The sequence below is a fragment of the Streptomyces sp. NPDC050528 genome (genome assembly GCF_044457795.1).
Classification (GTDB): Bacteria; Actinomycetota; Actinomycetes; order Streptomycetales; family Streptomycetaceae; genus Streptomyces.
In genome coordinates, this window is sequence record NZ_JBITHH010000009.1 from 230,581 (window position 1) to 246,353 (window position 15,773).

Consider the following 15,773-nt stretch of genomic DNA (forward strand, 5'->3'; position numbering starts at 1 on the left):
CCTATCGTCGACGCCACGGCAACGACTCCTGGTCGTCCCCGGCGTCCTCCTCGCGATGGAGCGCCGCGTTGATGGCCTCGCCGATCTCCGCGAACTGGCGTACCTGCTCGGGTGTGAGCGCGTCGAAGACGGCGCGGCGGACGGCCTCGACGTGGCCGGGGGCCGCGCGTTCCAGGAACTCGCGTCCTTGTGCGGTGAGCACGGCGAGTTGGCTGCGCCGGTTCTCGGGGTCCTCGTGGCGGTCCAGGTAGCCGGCCTCCTGGAGGCGGGTCACGGCGTGGGTCAGCCGGCTGCGGGTGATCTTGAGGCGCTCGGCCAGCTCCGACATGGTCAGCCTGCCCTGCGGAATCGAGGAGAGGTGCGCCAGCAGGATGTAGTCGGCGTGCGTCATTCCCGCGTCGCGCCGCAGCTGACGGTTCAGGTGGTCGGACAGGAGCGTGGAGAACTCGACGTAGGCGAGCCAGGCCCGCATCTCCTCGGCATCCAGCCAGCGTGGCGTCGTGGTCATGGTCGCACTTTAGTCACCGCCGTTTGAACCTTCATACCGCCCGGCCGGGCGTGCCCGCGCTGATCCAGTCGGTGACCTGCCGCACGTACTCCCGGTAGCCGGACCGCGCGGCGGCCACGACGGCGGCGACCTCCTCGGGTTCCGCGTCCAGACACAGCTGCACCAGGACGTGGTGCGGTCCGTCCTCCGGCGCGAGGGCGGCCGCCAGTTCGGCGTCGATCAGCCCGGCCCGCTCGGCCACGCCGAACGAGGCGGCGGGTGTCTGCGGCGGCGCTTCGCCCAACTCCCCTTCGCAGACATGCCGGTTGATGGCGAAGGCGAGGTCGTTGAGAAGGGCCAGCACGCGCTCGACGGCCAGTCCGGTGCCCGGGTCGTCCGCCAGGCGCGCGCTGTCCAGCCGTCCGAGCGAGTCGAGTTGGACGACCGACTTGCGCATCGTGATCACCCGGTGCTCGATCGCCGCCCGGTCCACGGTCACCGGCACCGCCCCCGCACTCGATGTGGTCATCGCCGCAGCGTGCCACTCCGCAGCCGTGCCCACGCGGCCGATTCCGTCTGGTGGGACACGCGATGGACGACCGCCAAGGGCGGCGGGACAGTCGTTCCCCGTGGCCCATCGGCCCGATCAGGACAAGGGGGTGCCGAGTGCGATCGTTGAGTGACCTCTTCCGCAACTTCATGCAGCTCGGATACGTGACCGACGACATCGACGCCGCGGCCGCGTTCCTGGAGTCGAGGCTGGGGACGGTCGAGTGCGTCAAGCACTTCAAGTCCTCGCTCGGCGGCGGTCTGCCGCCCACCGGTGCCGACGACCCGCGCGGCACCTTCGTCGTGGTGGACGGGGTGCCCGCCGACGAGTGGGTCATCGACGTCGCCCTGGTCAACGCCGGTCCGACCAACCTGGAGATCATCCGCCCGGTCGGCGGCATGGTCGACCTCTATCGCGGCGCCGTCAGGCCCGGGGAGCCGGCGACGCTGCATCATCTGGGCTTCCGCGTCGACGACTTCGACGAGGCGTCCGCGATCGTCGCCGCGAGCGGCAGGTCGTGGAAGCAGTACGGGGACAGCGGTGCCATCCGGTTCGGATACCTCGACATGACGGCCGAGTTGGGGCACTTCGTCGAGGTCATGGAGCTCGACGAGGAGGCCGCCCGGGGGTTCGCGCACCTTGAGGCGGCGTCGAACGCGGCCCGGCACTGAGCATGCGCGCGATGCCCGACACTTCACGAGAGGGACCCTCATGAGCGGCGAAGGCACAGCTGATTCCTACGACGTCATCGTCGTCGGCTCGGGCGCGGGGCTGGTCGGCGCGTACGCCGCGGCCTCCCGTGGGCTGCGCACGCTGGTGATCGAGAAGACGGAGTACGTCGGCGGGACCACGGCCTATTCGGGCGCCGGGATCTGGCTGCCCGGCAACGCGGCCGAGCTGAGGGCCGGTGTGGAGGACGGCCCCGACGTCGCCCGCCCCTACCTCGACGCGATCGTTGGCGACGACTCACCGGCCGCGCTGCGGGAGGCATTCCTCCAGGCCGGTCCCACCCTGATCGACGAGTTGGAGAAGAACCCGCGGTTCGGCCGCTTCTTCTGGCAGGGCGTGCCCGACTACTTCGCGGGGCGCCCCGGGAGTCTGCCCCAGGGCCGCACGATCTTCCCCGAGAACCTCGACCGGTCCGAACTAGGCGACCTGGAACCGCTGGTGCGCAGGCCGCTGTGGACGGAGCGCTGGGGAGTGGGGGTCCCGGCGGAGATGATCGGCGGGCAGGCCCTCATCGGCCGCGCCCTGCTTGCGTTCATGGAGACCGGCAACGGCACCGTGCGCACGAACACCGCGCTGAAGCGCCTGCTCGTCGAGGACGGCGCGGTCGTCGGGGTCGAGGCTCTGAGCGAGGGCGAGCCGGTGACCTTCCGTGCCGGACGGGGCGTCCTGCTCGCCGCCGGCGGCTACGAGCGGAACGGCGCGCTGCGTCAGCAGTTCCAGCCCGGAGTCACCGACGAGTGGACCCAGGGCTGCGAAGGCAACACCGGCGACGCCCTCACCGCGGGCATCGACATCGGCGCCGCGACGGACCTGCTCGACGAGTCGTGGTTCGCGCCGGGCCTCGTCGTACCCGACACGCGCCCGGTGTTCTACACGTCGGTGTGGAGCGGCATCTGGGTCAATGCCGCCGGACAGCGCTACCTCAACGAACGTCTCCCCTACGACCGCGCCGGTCACGAGATGCTCAGGGCGCACCGGTCCTCGCACGTGTCGCACCTGCCCACGCACTGGGTGTTCGACCAGCGCCAGCTCGACAACAAGCGGGCGTTCGCGGGGCTGCCGGTCGCACCGCAGGTGCCCGGCTGGTTCGACGTGGAGAAGTTCCTCGCCGCCGGTGTGCTGAAGCGGGCCGACACGCTGGAGGAACTGGCGGAGCTGATCGGCCTGCCCAAGGGCGCGCTGACGGAGAGCGTCGAGCAGTTCAACGGGTACGCCCGCAACGGCAAGGACGAGCAGTTCGGCCGGGGTGAGGATCCCTGGGACCTGATGATCACGCACATGGCGGGGACCCACACCGACGGGCCCAACCCCTGCCTGGGTGTGATCGACAAGCCGCCGTTCTACGCGGCCACGATCGTGCTGTCCGACCTGGGGACCAAGGGGGGCCTGAAGACGGACGAGCACGCGCGCGTGCTGCGGCCCGACGGTTCGGTGATCTCCGGTCTGTACGCGTCGGGGAACACGATGGCGCCGATGTCCGGCCGGATCTACCCGGGCGCGGGCGGTCCCGTGGGTTCGTCGATGGCGTTCTCCTACATCGCCGTCGTCGACATGGCCGACGCGAGCCGGTAGGTCCAACGCTCCTCAACTCCCTCTCGGAGAAAGCCTCTTCGAGAGGGACCCGGGCGTTCAGGCGGACTCGGTCGAGTGACCGGGGAACAGGGACAGCGCGGGGTCCAGGGCGACGGCGGCGTTGTTGACGGCGGTCGCCACCTCGCCGAAGCCGACGGACATCAGACGGACCTTGCCGGGGTACGCGGTGACGTCGCCGGCCGCGTAGACCCGGTCGACCGTGGTGCGCATCCTCGTGTCGACGACGATCGTGCGCCGCTCCAGTTCGACGCCCCAGTCGGCCAATGGTCCGAGGTTGCTGATGAAGCCGAGCGCGGCCACGACCGCGTCCACCTTCACCACCCGGGGCTCGTCCTCCCCGTCGACCCGCAGGTGCGCTTGGCGCAGCAGATCGTCGCCGACCAGGGTCGCCACCTGCGCGTTGGTGACGATGTCGACTCCGCGGGCGCGCAGTTCGCGCACGCTCGCCGCGTGGGCCCGGAACGTGCCGCGCCGGTGCACGAGGGTCACCGAGCGGGCGATCGGGTGCAGGGCGAGGGCCCAGTCGACGGCGCTGTCCCCGCCGCCGACGACGAGGACGTCACGGTCGGCGTGCTCGGCCGGGTCCGGGACGAAGTAGCTCAGCCCGCGCCCCAGGAACTCCTCCCCCGCCGGGAGGGTGCGCGGGGTGAACGTGCCGATCCCGGCGGTCAGTACGACCGCTCCGGCGTCGACCGTGATGCCGTCGGAGAGGGTGACCTGGGGGCGTCCCTCGGGCGAGTGGGTGAGATCGACGGCCTGGCGGCCCAGGAGGTAGGCCGGGTCGAACGCGTCGGCCTGGTCCTTGAGAGCGGTGACGACGTCACGGCCACGCGTACCGGGGACGGCCGCGATGTCGCGGATCTCCTTCTCCGGGTAGAGCGCGGTGATCTGGCCGCCGCACTGCGGCAACGCGTCGACCAGGACGGTCCGCAGTCCGCGGAAGCCCGCGCAGTAGGCGCCGTAGAGCCCGATCGGGCCGGCGCCGACGATGAGGATGTCTGTGGTCACGGTCTCGGCCACGGGCCGGCCTCCTGGGGAGAGTGGATCGGGGCGTGCCGCCTGCGGTTCCGTCCCGCCGTGGCGCACGGATGAGGGCGGCACGGCGATGGGCACGGCTCGGCGGGGGCGGCCGGCCGAGTGTAGGGCCGGTCCGAGCAGGGCTGTTGGCGCAGGTCCCGGCTGATGGGACGGCCGGTGGACGACCCCGGACGCCGAGTGGAGAGTCGTTCTCACCGCCACCGCGATGACGGCACGGCGTCCATGGGGACGAGGAGGGTGACACGCGTGAGCGATGAGGTGCGGGTGTGGATCGATCAGAAACTGTGCACGGGTGACGGTCTGTGCACCCAGTACGCCCCCGATGTCTTCGAGTTCGGCGACGACGGACTGGCCTACGTCAAGAACGGCGAGGACGGCGAACTGCTGACGCCCGAGGGCGCGCAGGCCGATGTGGCGGACCGGCTGCGTCTCGACGTGATCGACGCCGCCGACGAGTGCCCGGGCAACTGCATCCACGTGGTGCGGCGCGCCGACGGGACCGAGGTCGCCGGCCCCGACGCCGGCTGACCTCACCTTGCGGCCGCCTGGAGCCGTACCCGCATGTCGAGTGGAGGAGTGGTTGTCGGTGTCTGCAGTGGTTGAGCCCCGAGTGGACCGTCGAGTGCCCTGGTTCGAGGGCGATGTGCCCGCCGAGAAGGTGCCGGAGAAGTACCGGCTTTCGCGTGCGTTCGTGCCCAAGGGCCGTTATCTGGATGCCGAGTTCCTCAAGCTGGAACTGGAAAAGGTGTTCACGCGCACGTGGTTGCTGGCCTGCCGCCTTGAAGAACTGCCGGGTGTCGGGTGTTTCGTCGAGTACGAGATCGGTGGTCATTCGATCCTGATCGTGCGGGAGGGCAAGGACTCGATCCGCGCCTACTTCAACGCGTGCCGGCATCGCGGTACCCGGCTGGCGCGGGGCCGGGGGCGGGTCGGCTCGCTCATCTGCCCCTTCCACGGCTGGCGTTGGAACCTGGACGGTTCGATCAGGCTGGTGCTCGACCGTGAGGAGTTCGTGCCGCGCTCGGACGACGACCTCGGTCTGGTGCAGGTGCGGGCGGAGCAGTGGGGCGGGTTCGTGTTCATCAACATGGACCCGGACGCGAAGCCGCTCCTCGAATATCTCGACCCGATCCCGCGGATCTTCGCGCCGTTCCAGTTCGAGAACATGCGCTACCGATGGCACAAGAGCGTGCTGCTGCCGTGCAACTGGAAGACCGCGCTGGACGGATTCCTCGAGGCCTATCACGTGGCGGGAACGCATCCGCAGCTCTACCGCTTCGACAAGTCGAACACGAACATCGCCTCGATGAAGGAACTCGAGAACCGGATGTGGGCTCCCACGACGGTGTACGAGCGGCACGCCCACTATTCGAGCGTCGGCCCGAAGAAGAAGGACACCGCCAAGGACCCGGCCAACCGGGGCACGGGAGGCGTCACCGACGAACGGCTCAGCGTGGCGCTGAGCGTGCAGTACATCGCCGACGACATGCGGGGCCTGGAGAACGAGCGGAGCTGGCGGGCCGCCGAGGCGCTGAAGACGGCGGAGGTGCCGGAGGGGATGACCGCCGGTCAGTACTACCTCCAGCTGTACAAGGAGTTGTCGCTCGCGGAGGGCTACGACTGGCCGGACATCACGCCCCAGCAGTGGGCGGAGGCCGGTACGGCGTGGAACGTGTTCCCGAACACGATCCTGCTGCCCAACCAGGGTTCGGTCTTCGGCTACCGGGCGCGGCCCGACGGCCTGGACCCGGACAGCTGCCTGTTCGAGATCTTCAGCCTGGACCAGGTCCCCGTCGCCGACTACGACAAGAAGCGGGACTTCCAGCCCCAGTTCTTCGAGGACTTCCGTGAGGCCGACCTGGGCGAGATCTTCACCCAGGACCTGACGAACGCCAAGGAGGTGACCGTGGGCATGCACTCCCCCAGCTTCGACGGCCACCGGCTGAGCGAGGAGCAGGAGATGACCGTCTACAACCACCACCGGGTCGCCGACCGGTACCTCTGGACCGACTGACCCGTCCGATCCGTGTCCCGGCCCCCAGGGGCCGGGACACGATCGTGTCGAGGCCCTACCGCCGGACCCAGCCGACGTCGTGCCAGTGCGTCTCCAGCTCCCGCACCGGCTTCGGCCAGGTCTCGATGTAGGTGACACCCTCGGGCCCCGCCGTCATCGTGTACGGCGTGCCGGCCCGGCTGAGGAAGATGTCCCCCGGGCCGACCCGCACGGTCTGCGGCTCGCCCGACTCGTAGTGCTCGATGTGGTATTCGCCGGCGAAGACGAACAGCATCTCGTCGACGTTGTGATGGTGCCGGGGCACCGTGAAGTCCGGGCGCACGCGCAGCGGGTTGCGGTTGAAGCGCGCCACCTCGATCGGCTTGGTGGTCACCCACATCGCCCCGTCGAACGTCGCCGCGAAGTCCACGGGCGCGTCCCGCAGCAGGCCGCCGTCGTTCCAGAAGTACTGGGGATGGCCCTGCTGCTCCAGGCCCATCGGAACCCAGTCCGCGTCTTCCACCAGATCACCGAATGTAAGAGTCACGCGGCGACGGTACGCACGGCCGGACACCGTGTCGTCGAGAGGTTCCGCTCATCGGGATTCACGCATGACACGTCCCGGCCCGGTCCCCACTATCGGGGCATGGGAATCGAGTTCTTCAATCTGCTGTCGGACGAGGGCTGGATCGAGCTGCCGGTCGACCAGTCCGCTCCCACGTATCTGTGGCACGAGGGCGGTCTCCTGGCCGACGCTCCGGTCGACATGGAGCAGACCTTCAAAGGGAACATGTGGTGGTCGACGAAGGTGGACCCGTCGTTCAACCTGAACGGCCTGCGGTGCGCGCCGAACTTCGCGGTCCCCCGCCACCATCACAACCTCGACGAGTTGATCATCGTCTTCGGCGGCGCGTTCCATGTCACCTGGGGCAAGGACGGGGAGGAGGGCAGCCGGACTGTCGGTCCGGGCGAGTTCTGGATCAGCGAGGCGGGGACCCCCTACCTCATGACGGCCGGACCGGAGGGCGTCACCTACGTCGAGACCTGGCCCGAGCCGATGGAGAACCTTGAGACCTACTGGCACGACGCGGGCTGGATCCATCGCGATCACTGACCGGACCGCCTCTAAATTTCGGCCCCTCATTCCAGGCGCGATGCCGAATGAGGGGCTTTCATCATGGACAGATCGCGCACGACCCATTCCAGGGTGCCTCAATTACGTATACTCTTCTTCCTTGCGGGCCACTGCTTCCGGGGATCGGCTGCCCCTCTCCCTTCGTCGGAGCAGGTCCGTCTCGTCGCCGGTCGTGAAGTCCTCGGCAAGCCCTCGGCACGCCGGCCGGCATGGTCTGCCGCGGCGCCCGGCCCTCGTGCCGTTCGACCTCCACGCGCGGCTCTCTCCTCACTTTCTCGGACGGCAGCGTCGCCGCACGGCGCCGCCGGTCGCTGATCGCAGCGAGTGCCGGGCACTCGCCGACACGTTGGGACGCAGACATGATCGAGTCGGTCGGACGAGCCCTCTCCTCACCCCGGTCGCGCGCGGCGGTCGCGCTGGTGTCGACCACGGTCCTGCTCGCGGGATGCGGCGGCAGCGGGGGTGGTTCAACCACCGCTGCCGGCACGGAAGTACCGGCCGCCCTGGCGAGCTCGTTCCCCGGCACGAAAGCCACCGGCGCGCCGGTGAAGATAGGCCTCATCACCAATGAGGGCGGCTCCGCGATCAGCCAGCCCGAGACCAGGGAATCCGCCCAGGCGGCCATGAAGTACGCCAACGCCAACCTCGGCGGAATCGCCGGCAGACCGATCGAGTTGGTCATCTGCAAGACCAAGGAGGAGCCGGCGACGGCACGGGACTGCGCGAACCAGATGGTCGAGCAGAAGGTCGACGCGGTCGTCCTGACCAGCAGCGGCCTGGGTGACTCCATGGTGCCGATCGTGACCGGGGCCGGGATTCCCTGGACGACCTCCATCGCCGCCAGCAACTCCGAGGGCACCACCGCCAACGCCTTCTCCTGGACGGGAGGATTCCCGACGACCATGACGTCGATGGCCGCGTACGCCAAGGAGAAGGGCTACAAGAAGGTCGCCGCTTTCGTGATCGACGCGCCCGCCGCGGTCAGCGGTGTCGAGGCCATCGGCAAGCCCGTCTTCGCCAAGGCCGGTGTCGGCCTGCAGATCGTGACCATAGCGGCGGGCACACCGGACGCGTCACCTCAGGTGAGTGCCGCGCTGCGGAACAAGCCCGACGCCGTCGCCATCGTCGGAGAGTCGACCGTGTGCACCTCCGTGCTCCAGGCGATGGGCACGCTCGGGGCCGGCATCGCGCGGATGTCCGTCCAGTCGTGCGTGGCCCCCGAGGTCGTCGACGCGGTGGGCCCGGGCATGGACGGACTCCAGGTGTTCAGCAGCTTCGACGTGGCGAGCGACGACATCGAGGCCCAGCTGTACCGCCAGGTGATGAAGGAGTACAGCCCCAGCACACCGACCCAGGGGTACGCGGCCATCGGCTACCAGGGCGTGCTCGGTCTGGTGCGCGCCCTGCACGGTCTGACGGGCACGGTCTCGTCGAAGACGATCACCGCGGCTCTGCACTCGGCGAAGAACGTCGTCCTGCCCGCCGGCCACGGCATCACCTTCACCTGTGACTCCAAGGCGGTACCGGGGCTGCCGTCGGCCTGCTCGGCGAAGGAGGTCACCGGCACCATGTCCGGCGGAAAGCTGGGCAAAATGGGGGTCGTCGATCCCAGCCCGTTGTTCGCACGGTAGTCGGAGCAACCGGAAGGGACGGTCTCGCCGATGAGCCAGTACGTCGTGTTTCTGTTGCTGGGGCTGGGAAGCGGTGCGGTGTTCGGTGCCCTCGCGCTGGCACTCGTGCTCACCTTCCGCAGTTCCGGGGTCGTCAACTTCGCCACCGGGGCGACCGCGTTGTACAGCGCGTACACCTACGCGTTCCTGCGCCAGGGCGAGTTGCTGGTGCCGCTGCCCGGTGTGCCGAAGAAGGTCGGCCTCGGCGGTCCGCTCGGCCTCTTCCCGGCAATGGTCATCTCCGTTGCCCTGACTGCCGTGTTGGGGATCGCGCTGTACGGGCTGGTGTTCCGGCCGCTGCGGACCGCGCCGCCGGTGGCCAAGGCCGTCGCCTCGATCGGGGTGATGCTGGTGATCCAGGCCGTGCTCGCCGCGGCGGTGGGCACGGGGGCCGTTTCGGTCAAGGCCATCCTGCCCAACGACCCGGTGTCCTGGGGCGGTTCGCTCATCCCCGGCGACCGGCTGTGGTTCGCGGCGGTGATCGTCGTACTGACCGTCGTCCTGGCCCTGGTGTTCCGGCTGACCCGCTTCGGTCTCACGGCCCGGGCGGCGGCGGAGTCGGAGAAGGGCGCGCTGGTCAGCGGGTTGTCGCCGGAGCGGATCGCGGTGGCGAACTGGGCGCTCAGCTCGGCCGTCGCCGGGCTGTCCGGCATCCTGATCGCCCCGATCGTGCCGTTGGTCCCGGTCTCCTACACCCTGTTCATCGTGCCGGCCCTGGCAGCAGCCCTGGTCGGCAACTTCACCGCGCTGATCCCCGCCGTGGGAGCGGGTCTGGTCATCGGGATGCTTCAGTCGGAACTGCAGTTCCTTCAGGGGAAGTGGTCGTGGCTGCCCCAGGCCGGTCTGGCCCAACTCGTGCCGCTGGCCGTCATTTTGGCCTACCTCGTAGTCCGCGGCCGGCCGCTGCCCAGCCGCGGCTCGCTGATCCAGCAGGCGTTGGGCCGGGCACCGCGACCCGACCGCGTCCTGGTCCCGGCGGTCGTGAGTACGGCCCTGGCCGTCGTCGTCCTCTTCGCCACCACCGGGAGCATCCGCGCGGCCGTGATCACCTCGCTGACCCTGGCGGTGATCTCGCTGTCACTGGTGGTCGTCACCGGGTTCGCCGGCCAGGTCTCACTGGCTCAGCTGACCCTGGCCGGGGTCGGCGCGTTCAGCCTGAGCAGGCTGAGCGTCGAGTGGGGTGTCCCCTTTCCGTTCGCTCCGTTGCTGGCGGCCTTGGCGGCGACGGTGATCGGGGTGGTGATCGGGCTGCCCGCGCTGCGGATCCGTGGCCTGCCGGCGGCTGTGGTCACGGTCGCGCTGGCCGTGGCCCTGGAGGCCTTCTGGTTCCGCAACACCCAGCTCAACGGCGGCCTGGGCGGCTCGAAGGTGCCCTCGCCCCGCCTGTTCGGGATCGACCTGGGCATCGGAGCGGGCGACGACTATCCACGCATCCCGTTCGCGTTGCTGTGTCTGGTGGTGCTGCTGCTCGTCGGCCTGGGTGTGGCGTGGCTGCGCCGCAGCAGGCTCGGCGCCGCGATGCTCGCCGTGCGTGCCAACGAACGGTCGGCCGCGGCGGCGGGCATCGACGTCGCCCGTACGAAGATCGTCGCCTTCGCGATCGGGGCGTTCATCGCCGGGCTCGGGGGCGCCCTGCTGGGCTACCAACAGACCGTCGCCGACGCCGAGATGTTCACCGCGATCGGAGGCCTGGGCCTGTTCGCCACCGCGTACCTGGCGGGCATCACCGCCCTGTCCGGCGGCCTCGTGGCCGGGGTGATGGGAGCCGGGGGCCTGCTGCCCGTCCTCCTGGACCGGGCCCTGTCCCTGGGCGAGTGGTACGACGTGATCATGGGCATCGGTCTCGTCCTCACCGTGATCACGAACCCGGAAGGCCTTGTCGGCCCGGCGCACGAACTGTCGGCCCGGCTTCGGCGCAAGCGCCGCCCCTCCGCCCTCGGCCAGGACGCCGACATCCTGGCCGAGTCGGCGCCGTCCTCCCGCCCACCCGTTCCCGAGCCGGGCGAGGTGCTCCTCGCGGTACGCGATGTCGGGGTCCGCTACGGCGGCGTGGTCGCCGTCGACGCGGTCTCCTTCGACGTGCGCTCGGGCGAGATCGTCGGCGTGATCGGCCCGAACGGTGCCGGGAAGACCACCCTCCTCGACGCGATCAGCGGATACAACCGCAGTACGGGAACAGTCGAGTTCGACGGCCGGACGATCTCCTCGCTGAAGCCGCACCAGCGGGGCCGGGCGGGCCTGGGACGCACCTTCCAGGGCATCGAGCTCTACGAAGACCTCAGCGTGGAGGAGAACGTGCTCGTCGGGGAGGCGGCCGCCCTGCACGGCGGCGACCATGTCGGCTCCGCGCAGGGGCTGGAGCTGCGGAACCGGCTGTTCGAGACGCTGCACCTGAGCCGGTTCCGGAACCAGCCGGCACGTGAACTGTCCCAGGGCAGACGGCAGTTGGTGTCCATCGCACGCGCCCTGGCCGGCCGCCCCCGGATGCTGCTGCTCGACGAGCCCGCGGCCGGCCTGGACAGCGCCGAGAGCCGCTGGCTGGGCGACCGGCTGCGGGCCGTGCGGGCCGACGGCGTGACGGTCCTGCTCATCGACCACGACATGGGGCTGGTGCTCGACGTGTGCGACCGCATCGTGGTACTGGACATCGGGAAGGTGATCGCGGACGGAACTCCCGCCGAGATCAAGGCGGATCCGCGGGTCACGACCGCCTACCTCGGTGCGACGCACGTCGATATGGACCAGGTGCGCGGGGAGGTTGTCCAGTGACCGGGCGGGAACTGCTGACGTGCGAGGGCGTGGACGCGGGCTACACGAAGGGCCGGCCGGTGGTACGCGGCTTCGACCTGAAGCTGCCGCCCGGTGAGGTCACGGCCCTGCTGGGGCCCAACGGGGCGGGAAAGACAACGCTGTTGATGACGCTCGCCGGGCTGCTGCCGCGCCTGGGCGGGGCGGTCGCCCTGGGCGGGCGGGAGATCCGTGGCGGGCGGGCGCGTGAGGTCGCCAGGCGGGGACTGGTCCTGGTACCCGACGACCGGTCCCTGTTCACCCAGCTCACCGTGCGGGACAACCTGACCCTCGCACGGCGGCGTCGGGGCAGCAGTGTGGACCAGGTGCTCGACTTCTTCCCGGCGCTGGGAAAACGGCTGAAGGTCGCGGCCGGGCTGCTCTCCGGTGGGGAGCAGCAGATGCTGGCGCTGGGGCGGGCCATGATCCAGGACCCCCGGGTGCTGCTCGTCGACGAGTTGAGCATGGGGCTGGCGCCGGTGATCGTCGAGGAGTTGCTGCCGGTCGTCCGGCGGATCGCCGAGGACACCGGCACGGCGGTCGTGCTGGTCGAGCAGCACGTCCGGCTGGCCCTCGGCGTGGCGGACCGGGCGGTGGTCCTGGTGCACGGCGAAACGGTGTTGAGCGGGTCCGCCGCGCGGCTCGCGGCGGACCCCGGTCTGCTGGAGCGCGCTTACCTCGGCGAGCAGGCACCGGAGCCTGTCTCGTGACTGTGCTCGTGGTCCTCCCTGATCGGGACGACGAATGGGCCTGCGGACCCGTCCGGCCGCCTCACGCCCCGGTGGCGAGCCCCGTACCCGGTGAGGACGGCCGTGACCACTTCCGTGCGAGACCGCAGCCCGGTGCGGGCGAACAGCCGGGACAGCCGGTTGGCGACCGCGTCCTCGCTGAGCCGCAGGACCGCGGCGATCTGCCGGTTGGTCAGGCCTTCGGCGATCAGGGTCGCGAGCAACTGTTCGCTTTCGACGGTGGCTTGCCTGCGGCCGGGCACGGCGATCCCGGCCGCGCGCAGGGCGGCCCGGGCGTGGAACCGCTCCAGTACGGCACCGCACTCCCCGAAGAGTTCGTACGCCTCGCGCAGGAGCGTGGTCGGGGCGCCACCTGTGTCTGCGGCGGCTACGAAGGTCACTGCCATCTCGAACGGCTGGTTGCGCGAGCGTGCCAGTGCTACGGCCTCTCGCACGTTCTCCCCGACGGTGACGGGACTGTCCAGCCGTAGCACCTGGGCCGACGCCAGCAGGTATCTCAGCCGGGTCCTTCCGGTGTCCATCCGGTCGGAGATCCGTTCCAGGCGTCCCAGGCAGCTCATCGCCTCGGCCGTGCGTCCCGCGTCCGCGAGCAACTCGGCGAGGGCGGCCCAGAGTTCATCGGTTCCGGCGATCTGGTCGTGTGCGTCCGCCGCGTCCAGGCCGCGCCGCAGTGTCTTCTCGGCGCCGGCCGGATCGCCGAGAGTCCGCAGCAGCTCGGCTTCGCAGGCGTCCAGTGAGTACTCCGGCGGACCCTCTCCCTCGGCGCGCACGCTGTCGATCAGGCGACGGGCGCTGGTGACGCGGCCCCGGGCGAGCAGGATCGCGGCGGTCCGTGCGGGAACGACATAGTGGTCGATCGCCGCCGTATGGATGCCGTTGTTCGCCAGCATCCAGCGCGCGGGTTCCAGTGCCGCGTCCCACTCGCCCCGGAGGTGGTGGTGGAGGAACTGGCTGTGCCGGGGCAGCAGTTGGGGCGCCAGGCGCTGAGTCGCCAGGAGGGTCTCGCCCGCGTGCAGGTCACCGGCGTTGAGCAACTCGTCGAACTTGGCGACGGTCAGTGTGTACGCGTGGTCGGGGCCGATGTGCGGTGCTTCCGGAAGGGCCAGTGAGTGCCGGAACCGCTCCGGTCGACCGAGGGCCAGTTCCGCGGCGGCCCGGAAGCAACCGGGGTTGGCGGCCGCGCGGACGTCGGTGCTCCATACCGGTTCCGTCCGCACCAGGAGGTCCAGTGCCTCACGCCATCTCGCCAGCAGACACAGGGCCAGCGCCCGGCCGGTGGTGGCGGCCAGGACGGGCAACCGCAGCTCCTCCCACCACTGTTCCGTGGCCAGTCGCGAAAGTGCCCGCCAGTCAAGGGCGTTGGCCGTCGCGACCGTGAACAGGGTGGCGGTCTCCTGCAGTTCAAGTCGGCCGAGGATGTCCGGACGGTCGCGCAGGATCGACTCGGCGATGGTCCGCGCGGTCCGGAAGTCCCCCGCGAAATAGGCGGCGACGGCGTACCGCTGAAGCGCCGGAACACGGTCGGCGGGACGCTCGACGAGATGGCCGGCCGCCCGGCACCACCGGAGCATTCCCCTGCCCTCGGAATCGGGATGCAGACGCTCCGCCGCAGCCGTCAACTCCCTTACCGCACGCTCCCGTTCGACCAGGGTCCCCGCTTCCGCGATCCGGTCCGCGAGGTAGACCACCGCGTCCACGTCGTCGAGCGCGGACGTCGCCGACCGTGTCGCCCCGGACGCGGGGACCGCCGCATCCGCGTCCGCCCACAGTGTCCGCACGGCGGTTGCGGAGAGCCGGCTGCGTTCCAGCGGCCCGAGCCGCTCACGCACGGCATGTGCCGCCAGCGGAACACGGAACGTCCAGCCTCCCGCCGTACCGCCCGGCCCCGTCAACTCTTCGACGATCTCGGCGTCGATCAGCTCGCGGATAGCGTCGCGGACCTCGTCGGCGGACAGTCCGACCGACGCCGTGATCAGCTCTACGACCTGCTCGCCGAGCGGCCACAGGATGCTCAGCGCCCCCGCCACCGCACGACACGGCTCGCTCAGCACGTCAAAAGCCCGCATGAACCGGTCGCTCTCCGGCAAGACCGGTGTCGGCGTCCGCACCCCGACGAAGGCGTGACCGTCCGCGACCTTGATCGCTCCTTGCCGTGACCACGCGGCGAGCAGGGCGTCGACCGCCCCGGGCACTCCACGTGTCAGTTCGTGCACGCGCCGGGCCAGACCGGTGTCGGGAGTCGCCCCCAACTGCCGTGCCATCAGGGCGATTACCTGCTCCGGCCCGAGGCGGGGCAACACGATCGCGCGGGCTCCCCGAACCTCCTCCAACCCTTCCACAGCCGCACCGGCACCGGCACCGGCACCAGACCGCCGTAACGTCGGGCTGTCCGCCTCCCGCCCGCCGCGCCCCACCACCGACGCCACCAGCCGGACCCCGGACGGCACCCCTGCGAAGTCGGTTCCGCCGAGCAGCGCAAGCGATTCGGCGTCGGCGTGCTGGAGGTCGTCCAGCACCAGGACCACGGACGCGGACCGGGCCAGAGCGACGCGCAGCAGTCCGGCCATCGCCGTCCCGTCACCCCGCCCGGCCGCCCGCAGCGCCTCCGCGGACCGGCGTTCCTCCAGCACCATGACCAGCCGCAGCGCGAGGAGGAACGGCCGTGTGCCGTCACCCGGGACACAGCCCATCGTGCGGACCAACATCCCCTCAGCGCGCAGCCGTTCACTGACGCCACGCATGAACTCGGTTCGCCCTACGCCCAGTTCACCTCGCACCAGCACCAGACGCGGCCCACCGGGATCCCGCAACCAGCCATGAACCTCGCCCAACTCCCTTTCACGACCGGTTAGATGAGCAGTCACAGTCCCCCGCGCTCTCCTCGACGACTTGTGCTGGGCGAACGGTGACGAGCCCGCAAATTCTCGGCGTCCCCGGTCGGCTCTGTGTCCGGAACCTGGACGCGCATCCACATTATGATCACATTCACACCGCCCTTTCCGTCGGACAGCAGGAACGGGAAGGAACGTGCGGGAACGGGAA

The 15,773-nt window shown here is 70.1% G+C and carries 13 protein-coding genes; 8 read left to right on the top strand and 5 right to left on the bottom strand.

Annotated elements, in window-relative coordinates; all coding sequences use genetic code 11:
- Position 1: 1 nt before the first annotated feature.
- On the bottom strand, positions 2-508 hold the full coding sequence (locus ACIBK4_RS30185; protein ID WP_398999586.1) for a MarR family winged helix-turn-helix transcriptional regulator: 507 nt from the start codon (positions 506-508) through the stop codon (positions 2-4).
- Between the two features lie 31 nt (positions 509-539).
- A complete protein-coding gene (locus ACIBK4_RS30190; RefSeq protein WP_398999588.1) occupies positions 540-1,016 on the bottom strand; it encodes a hypothetical protein in 477 nt (158 codons plus the stop codon).
- Between the two features lie 137 nt (positions 1,017-1,153).
- On the opposite strand from ACIBK4_RS30190, the gene ACIBK4_RS30195 reads away from it, so the two are divergent.
- The gene (locus tag ACIBK4_RS30195) at positions 1,154-1,708 is read left to right on the top strand and encodes a VOC family protein (RefSeq protein WP_398999590.1); all 555 of its coding nucleotides are present in this window, start codon (positions 1,154-1,156) and stop codon (positions 1,706-1,708) included.
- A gap of 40 nt (positions 1,709-1,748) precedes the next feature.
- Positions 1,749-3,338: an FAD-dependent oxidoreductase gene (locus ACIBK4_RS30200; RefSeq protein WP_398999592.1), complete on the top strand. Its 1,590-nt coding sequence runs from the start codon at positions 1,749-1,751 to the stop codon at positions 3,336-3,338.
- Between the two features lie 57 nt (positions 3,339-3,395).
- On the opposite strand, the gene ACIBK4_RS30205 is transcribed toward ACIBK4_RS30200, so the two are convergent.
- Entirely contained in the window at positions 3,396-4,379 is a 984-nt protein-coding gene (locus ACIBK4_RS30205; protein ID WP_398999594.1) for an NAD(P)/FAD-dependent oxidoreductase, read from the bottom strand.
- 240 nt (positions 4,380-4,619) lie between these two features.
- Here ACIBK4_RS30205 and ACIBK4_RS30210 point away from each other — a divergent pair, with 240 nt between their 5' ends.
- Together ACIBK4_RS30210 and ACIBK4_RS30215 are read left to right on the top strand one after the other, a co-directional pair.
- Positions 4,620-4,925 carry a ferredoxin gene (locus ACIBK4_RS30210; protein WP_398999596.1) on the top strand — a complete coding sequence of 102 codons (306 nt, stop codon included), beginning with the start codon at positions 4,620-4,622 and terminating at the stop codon, positions 4,923-4,925.
- Between the two features lie 58 nt (positions 4,926-4,983).
- The gene (locus ACIBK4_RS30215) at positions 4,984-6,411 is read left to right on the top strand and encodes an SRPBCC family protein (RefSeq protein WP_398999598.1); all 1,428 of its coding nucleotides are present in this window, start codon (positions 4,984-4,986) and stop codon (positions 6,409-6,411) included.
- A 55-nt stretch (positions 6,412-6,466) separates the two neighbouring features.
- Here ACIBK4_RS30215 and ACIBK4_RS30220 read toward each other — a convergent pair whose 3' ends face one another.
- Positions 6,467-6,937, bottom strand: a complete 471-nt coding sequence (locus tag ACIBK4_RS30220; RefSeq protein ID WP_398999600.1) for a cupin domain-containing protein — start codon at positions 6,935-6,937, stop codon at positions 6,467-6,469.
- Positions 6,938-7,036: 99 nt separating this feature from the next.
- Here ACIBK4_RS30220 and ACIBK4_RS30225 point away from each other — a divergent pair, with 99 nt between their 5' ends.
- The 4 genes from ACIBK4_RS30225 to ACIBK4_RS30240 all read left to right on the top strand — a co-directional run bounded on the left by ACIBK4_RS30225 (position 7,037) and on the right by ACIBK4_RS30240 (position 12,692).
- Entirely contained in the window at positions 7,037-7,504 is a 468-nt protein-coding gene (locus ACIBK4_RS30225) for a hypothetical protein (RefSeq protein WP_398999602.1), read from the top strand.
- Between the two features lie 380 nt (positions 7,505-7,884).
- Complete coding sequence (locus ACIBK4_RS30230) at positions 7,885-9,156, top strand: ABC transporter substrate-binding protein (protein WP_398999604.1); 1,272 nt, start codon at positions 7,885-7,887, stop codon at positions 9,154-9,156.
- A 30-nt stretch (positions 9,157-9,186) separates the two neighbouring features.
- A complete protein-coding gene (locus tag ACIBK4_RS30235) occupies positions 9,187-11,964 on the top strand; it encodes an ATP-binding cassette domain-containing protein (RefSeq protein ID WP_398999607.1) in 2,778 nt (925 codons plus the stop codon).
- Entirely contained in the window at positions 11,961-12,692 is a 732-nt protein-coding gene (locus ACIBK4_RS30240; RefSeq protein ID WP_398999609.1) for an ABC transporter ATP-binding protein, read from the top strand. Before ACIBK4_RS30235 ends, ACIBK4_RS30240 begins: the two co-directional genes overlap by 4 nt.
- Here the strand turns inward: ACIBK4_RS30240 and ACIBK4_RS30245 are convergent.
- Entirely contained in the window at positions 12,656-15,595 is a 2,940-nt protein-coding gene (locus ACIBK4_RS30245; protein ID WP_398999611.1) for an AAA family ATPase, read from the bottom strand. The two genes, ACIBK4_RS30240 and ACIBK4_RS30245, sit on opposite strands and share 37 nt — an antisense overlap.
- Positions 15,596-15,773 lie beyond the last annotated feature (178 nt).